This window comes from Mesorhizobium sp. M7A.F.Ca.US.006.04.2.1 (assembly GCF_004022915.1).
Lineage (GTDB): Bacteria > Pseudomonadota > Alphaproteobacteria > Rhizobiales > Rhizobiaceae > Mesorhizobium > Mesorhizobium ciceri.
Genome location: NZ_RZQA01000780.1, coordinates 1 through 3,063 on the forward strand (window position 1 = coordinate 1; position 3,063 = coordinate 3,063).

General features: G+C 62.8%; 3 protein-coding genes. All 3 read left to right on the plus strand.

Going from position 1 to position 3,063, the window contains the following annotated elements; genetic code table 11:
• Window positions 1-87 precede the first annotated feature (87 nt).
• Window positions 88-1,188, plus strand: a complete 1,101-nt coding sequence (sfnG, locus tag EN925_RS29885) for a dimethylsulfone monooxygenase SfnG (RefSeq protein WP_013528160.1) — start codon at window positions 88-90, stop codon at window positions 1,186-1,188.
• A gap of 112 nt (window positions 1,189-1,300) precedes the next feature.
• Window positions 1,301-2,236, plus strand: a complete 936-nt coding sequence (locus tag EN925_RS29890; protein ID WP_127384632.1) for an ABC transporter ATP-binding protein — start codon at window positions 1,301-1,303, stop codon at window positions 2,234-2,236.
• A partial coding sequence (locus EN925_RS29895) for a branched-chain amino acid ABC transporter permease (protein ID WP_164894476.1) occupies window positions 2,233-3,063 on the plus strand: 831 nt, incomplete at its 3' end. The genes EN925_RS29890 and EN925_RS29895, both read left to right, overlap by 4 nt.

The following is a 3,063-nucleotide window of genomic DNA, read 5'->3' on the forward strand; positions in this document are numbered from 1 at the left end:
TTTGTATATATATTCTATAAACATAATAAATATCGGAGCCGGCGCGACCGGAGCGATCAACGACACGGCCTGAATGGGAGACAGTTCATGGCACATGCAGAAGCCGATCCGATCAAATTCGCCTATTGGGTGCCGAATGTTTCGGGCGGCCTGGTGATTTCCAACATCGAGCAGCGCACCAACCATTCTGCCGAGTACAATCGCAAGCTGGCGCAGATCGCCGAGAAGGCCGGCTTCGATTACGCGCTCAGCCAGATACGTTTCACCGCCGGCTACGGCGCCGACGAACAGCATGAATCGGTGGCGTTCAGCCATGATCTGCTGGCGGCGACCACGACGCTCAAGGTCATCGCGGCGATCCTGCCAGGACCATGGAACCCGGCGCTGGCGGCCAAGCAGATCGCCACCATCAGCTACCTGACCAACGGCCGCGTCGCGATCAACCTCGTCTCCGGCTGGTTCCGTGGCGAGTTCCATGCCATCGGCGAGCATTGGCTCGATCATGACGAGCGCTATCGCCGCTCGGAGGAATTCATCCGTGCGCTGCGCGGAATATGGACTGAAGACAGCTTCACCTTCCGTGGCGATTTCTACCGCTTCAATGAGTATTCTCTGAAGCCGAAACCGCCGCAAGTACCCGAAATCTTCCAAGGCGGCTCGTCGCGCGCCGCGCGCGACATGGCATCGCGCGTCTCGGACTGGTACTTCACCAACGGCAACACGCCGGCCGAGATCGCCAAGCAGGTCGATGATATCAGGGTCAAGGCGAAGGCCAATAACCATTCCGTCAAAGTTGGCGTCAACGCCTTCGCGGTCGTTCGCGAGACCGAGGACGAGGCCAGGGCGGTGCTCGCCGAAATCATCGCCGAGGCCAATCCCGACGCGGTCAATGCTTTTGGCCATGAGGTCAAGAATGCCGGCAAGGCCTCGCCGGAAGGTGAGGGCAATTGGGCGAAATCGTCCTTCGACGATCTGGTCCAGTACAATGACGGTTTCCGCTCGAACCTGATCGGCACCCCCAGGCAGGTCGCTCAACGCGTCGTCGACCTGAAGCGCGCGGGTGCGGATCTCATCCTGCTCGGTTTCCTGCACTTCCAGGAAGAGGTCGAGTATTTCGGCAAGCATGTCATCCCGCTCGTTCGCGAACTGGAAGACGCCGAGGCGGCGGCGTCGCTGGCGGCGGAATAGTCACCCCATAGGCACGCCGGACACGCGCCGGCCTGCACACATGGAGCTTGCCCGGCGCGCTGATCCGTCGGGCGGCAATAGGTCTTTGCGCGCCTAATCGAGGACGATTGGAATGCCGTTGCCCAGTTATACGCTCGGAGTGATGGAGGCTTCCGCCTATGCACCGGAGGTCTTTGCGCGCGGCCTGCCGTCAGGTCCACGGCCGGAGCAGTCGTTCGAAGATGTCGCCAAGTCGGCAGGGGCCGTTGCCGGCCATGCCTCAGCGTTGCTTTCGCTTCAGGGCATCAGCCTGTCCTTTGGCGGCGTCGTGGCACTGGCCGATATCGACCTATCGGTCCGCCAAGGCGAGATCCGTGCCATCATCGGCCCGAACGGCGCCGGCAAGAGTTCGCTGATCAACGTCATCAGCGGCGTCTACCGGCCGGATCGCGGCCATGTCCAGCTCGACGGTACCTCCTATGCCCAGGTCCCGACGCAGCGGCTGGCCCATCTCGGCGTCGCCAGAACCTTCCAGAATCTCGCACTGTTCAAGGGCCTAAGCGTCCTCGACAATGTCGCCTCTGGCCTTGCCTACAAGGTTCGCTCCAACTTTGCCGGCCAGGTGCTCGGCATCGGCCGCTCGCGTGGCGAGCAGCGCGATTCACGCAGCCGTGCCGAACAGATCCTTGAATTCCTCCATCTCACCGCCATTCGCGACCGTCTTGTCGGCACCTTGCCTTACGGGCTGCAGAAGCGTGTCGAACTGGCCCGCGCGCTGGTGGCCGAGCCGCGCCTGCTTTTGCTGGACGAGCCGATGGCCGGCATGACAGCGAGCGAAAAGAGCGAGATGGCGTCTTTCGTCCGTGCCGCGCGCGATCGTTTCGCCACCACCGTGGTGTTGATCGAGCACGATGTCGGCGTCGTCATGGGTCTGTCCGATCGCATCGCCGTTCTCGACTACGGCCGCAAGATCGCCGACGCCACGCCCGATGAAGTTAGGAACGACCAACGCGTCATCGATGCCTATCTCGGCGTCGCCTCGGACAATGAGGACGGGGCAGGCATATGATCGCCGATTTCGACTACCAATTCCTCATCGAAGTGCTCGTCGGCGGCCTGCTCTCAGGCGTCATGTATTCGCTTGTCGCGATCGGCTTCGTGCTCATCTACAAGACCTCGGGCGTGCTCAATTTCGCGCAAGGCGCGATGCTGCTGTTTGCGGCACTCACCTTCGTCAGCCTCGTCGAGCGCGGTATTCCGTTCGCGCTGGCGCTGGCGGTCACCTTCGCCATCATGGTGGCGATGGGTGTCGCCATCGAGCGCACGGTGCTGCGGCCACTGACCAACAAGCCGCCGATCACACTGTTCATGGCGACGCTCGGCCTGTCCTACATCATCGAGGGCGCCGCCCAGCTGATCTGGGGCACGCAGGTCCATGGCCTCGATCTCGGCATCGAGGACGTGCCGCTGGAAATCGGCGGCGTGCTGATCAGCGAGTTCGACATTTTTGCCGTGGTGGTTGCCGCCGGCATGGTCCTCCTGCTGTCGCTGTTCTTCCGCTACACCCGCATCGGCCTCTCCTTCCGCGCCGTTGCCGACGACCAGTTCGCGGCCCTCGCGGTCGGTCTCAGGCTGCCGCTGATCTGGGCCACCGTGTGGGCTGCCGCCGGCCTTGTCGCCCTGGTGGCGGGACTGCTCTGGGGCGCACGCCTCGGCGTGCAGTTCTCGCTGTCGCTGGTGGTGCTCAAGGCGCTGCCGGTGCTGGTGCTCGGCGGCTTCGATTCCATCCTCGGCGCCATCGTCGGCGGGCTGCTGATCGGCGCCAGTGAGAAGCTCGCCGAGGTCTATATCGGCGATTATTTCGGCGGCGGCATCGAGAGCTGGTTTGCCTATGTC